The 3,301-nt window shown below is 31.9% G+C and carries 3 protein-coding genes; all 3 read right to left on the reverse strand.

The window, feature by feature from the left end:
• Nucleotides 1–105: 105 nt before the first annotated feature.
• The 3 genes from V7183_RS22970 to V7183_RS22980 all read right to left on the reverse strand — a co-directional run bounded on the left by V7183_RS22970 (nucleotide 106) and on the right by V7183_RS22980 (nucleotide 2,981).
• The gene (locus tag V7183_RS22970) at nucleotides 106–1,380 is read right to left on the reverse strand and encodes an acyl-CoA thioesterase/bile acid-CoA:amino acid N-acyltransferase family protein (protein ID WP_097896346.1); all 1,275 of its coding nucleotides are present in this window, start codon (nucleotides 1,378–1,380) and stop codon (nucleotides 106–108) included.
• 70 nt (nucleotides 1,381–1,450) lie between these two features.
• Nucleotides 1,451–2,014, reverse strand: a complete 564-nt coding sequence (locus V7183_RS22975) for a MarR family winged helix-turn-helix transcriptional regulator (protein WP_097896344.1) — start codon at nucleotides 2,012–2,014, stop codon at nucleotides 1,451–1,453.
• Between the two features lie 253 nt (nucleotides 2,015–2,267).
• A complete protein-coding gene (locus V7183_RS22980; protein WP_097896342.1) occupies nucleotides 2,268–2,981 on the reverse strand; it encodes a class I SAM-dependent methyltransferase in 714 nt (237 codons plus the stop codon).
• Nucleotides 2,982–3,301 lie beyond the last annotated feature (320 nt).

Genomic DNA, 3,301 nt, shown 5'->3' on the forward strand with positions numbered 1-3,301 from the left:
ACAAATACAAATACAAATAACACTATTAATTATAATATACAGATATTAAACTTAAATATCAACAAATATGTAAAATTGCATATAATTTTCCTTTATAATGTTAAATTAATTCATAAAAAATTCTATTGTTTTCTGCCAAGAATCTGATTGGCCATAAGAATTCCCTTGTAATGTACCACCACAAGTAAAAACTCCTAAACCCATCTTTACGTTCAATGTTTCACTTAAAGGTACAACATACGGTATTGGTAATGAGTGACCTAAATCTTTATACTCTAAAAGATTGTAGTCATATTTATAATTGTGTTTTACCAAAGTATCCATCACTTCAACACATGCATCATAAGTATTCCACACGTTATCTTCCTGGCCTGCAATTAATAGTAAATCTGCATGTGCATTCTCTATTTTTATTCGCGCATCTTCTTTATTTTTTGCTATTTCTACACTCTTTTTATATGTAGTAGTAAATCCAAAAGGTGTATTCTTTTCTAAGCAACTACGCTGATGCTCATAAAAAATGTCATTATCAACTGGTATAAATGGCAATGATTTTCCTTCATATGACCATGATGAAACGTTTTTTCCACTCATAAGGCCATCTAACGCTTGGAAACAATACGCATGAGGTGCAGAAACTGCTACTTTAGAAATGACGTTGTATCTTGAAGCAAGAAGTAACGCCAACTCTCCGCCTTTAGATGTACCATGTACATATATTTCACTAGCATGTGTTAATGGATTTTTTTTAAGCCAAAAAAGCACCTTTTCAAAATATTCAAGAGGAATTTCTTCAAGCTTTTTAGGTAATCCCTCTTCATTAAAGTATCCAACGGTTAAAACATTAAAACCTCTAGATGCCAATGGTCCTGACAGAAGAGCAAGACCACTTCGTTCACCATCAGATCCACCCAATACTATAATCGTTTTATTATTTGAGTTGTCAGAGTAAAACAACTCTCCCATAAATTCATCAGTAATCTGTTGTCTTTTCACTTCAGGTAACTTGAACATACGCTCTAGTCTTACACATTCTCGGTCTTGTCCGGATTCACATACTATATCAATAAATATACTATTTTCTATTGATATATTAAGAGCCATATTCCCTCCCTCACTACTAATCTTTTGTAAAGATGCAATAAGCCCCATACTATCTATATAGTCATAAGTTCCAGAATCAGGTTTATGTTTTGATAAATCAACATTACCGTTTGAATCTGCAGTAAACCAAGCGAATGATTCATACTTTTCACCTATTGCCCACGGAAAATGCATGGATGCAGTTACTTTTAGCTTTTCTCCTGGCGTCAACTCTGTAACAGAAATATTAATCCTTTCATCAATAAGCGCAACTTTTGGTTTTATCTGTAATTTCATATCACAAGACCTCCATAATAGTATAAAAATTTTGAGTAGCAATAATGTTATATATTTTAATCTCGACCATTTAAAAATGCTTTCTTCGTAAAACAAAACGATCCAGAGCTCGAGTTTGTGCCTCTTGGAACCCTTCTAGATCTTCAAATTTATAATTTACATCTTCCTCAAAACCAACCTGTTCTTCTTCGTCGCTATTACCATATATTCTTTTTAATAAACTCCATAATGTTTCTAATTCTTCCGTTGTGAAATCATTGAAAATATCCGCCATCAAGCATACTGCTTTCTCACCACATTCTAGCATCACCTTTTTTCCTGATTCTGTGATTGTAACGTTAATAGCACGTTTATCTCGTTTGCTTGGCATCGTAACAAGATATCCTTTATTCTCCAAATTGACTATCAGTTTTTTTGCACTTTGTTTGCTGGTCTCTATCTTTCTTGCAATATTAATGAGTGTTGTTTCATCCTCTGGCAAGTGGGCTATTGCAAGCATAATCATGTACTGTCGTGATGTTAATTTCTCAAAGTAGTTATCACCTTGTATTTGCAGCTTATTAGTAACGGAAAAAAAAGTAGCGTAAGTCTGCTGCATTAAATATAACTCTCTAAGCACTTTAGAATATTCCATAAATATATCCTCTCCTTATTTTGTCACCATGTTGACTATGATTACATTAACAATCTCCGGTATTTTTGTCAACATGGTGACTATAATTTCAATTGGAATTTTGAAATAATTAATAAACATTTGTTATTCTAGTAGTAATCTTACTTGAAACATAAAAAAGCGTTCTCTCATATAGAAGAAACCCTTCAGATTTTTTGAAGGGTTTCTTCGTTCACATAGTCTTTGTTAACATAAATAAATATAATTCTTTTTCCTACTCAGTAAACTTTTTCATAAATAAGGCTGTCCACAGTCCAGAGACACCAAATACTTTATTCGATTGTTTTATCTCTTTCATTCTACGTATTTCTACTTCAGAAAAATCTCTAAAGATGACTCTAAGTTTTTCATCTGTAAAACCTAATCCACCTTTAAGACTTTGTAGTTTGTATACTTCCCAATCCGTTATGTCTGCCCCACCTAATTCTCCGCCTTGAACAAAACAAGTGATTGCAAAATAACCGCCTGGTTTTAAAGCCTTTTTCACCAAATTTATATAACTCATTCTTCTGTGTGGAGCAATATGATGAAAGCATCCTGAATCATACACAATATCGTATGTACCCTCTTCAATTTGCAAATCAAAGATATTACTACAAATAAAATTTATATTTACATTTTTTTCTTTTGCTCGTTCTGTTGCCCATTGAATTGATTCCTGTGATAAATCTACTGCATCAACTAAGCATCCTTTTTCAGCAAAGTAAATCGCATTCCTTCCCGGACCACATCCAAGTTCAAGAACTTTTCCTGAATTAAGTAGCTTTTTCTCGAAATAATTAACTAAGTTCTCATCTGGTTTATTGGTAAAAAAGGGAATTCCTTTTTCACGATTAAAATAAAAATCATCCCAAAATTGAGTTGGTTCACGCAATAATGAGTCTAGCATATTCATTAAATCTTCATAACTACTAATTGTTTCTTTCACAATAACCCCTTCTTTCCAATTAAATCTTACATTCTAATTGTACTAATAATTAGAATGATTCGTGTCTCATCAGGGTTAAAAATGCTTTAAATTTAAATAATTCAAAATTATCTAGTATGCCTATTTATGCTAGTTTAACATGCATAAAGGTACCTATTTTTCCTTTTATATTGCTTTAAAAGTATTTACCTTACTCTTTCTCAAAATCCAACAAAACAATTGGAAATACCCTCAGAATTAGAATTTGATTTCATTTTTTCAGAATTATCGTTACAATTGTTGCGATAATATTACAAATGGATTAGCTACGCATTCCCATT

Origin of the sequence: Bacillus sp. JJ1127 (assembly GCF_036965845.1) — a bacterium.
In the GTDB taxonomy this organism is placed as follows: Bacteria; Bacillota; Bacilli; order Bacillales; family Bacillaceae_G; genus Bacillus_A.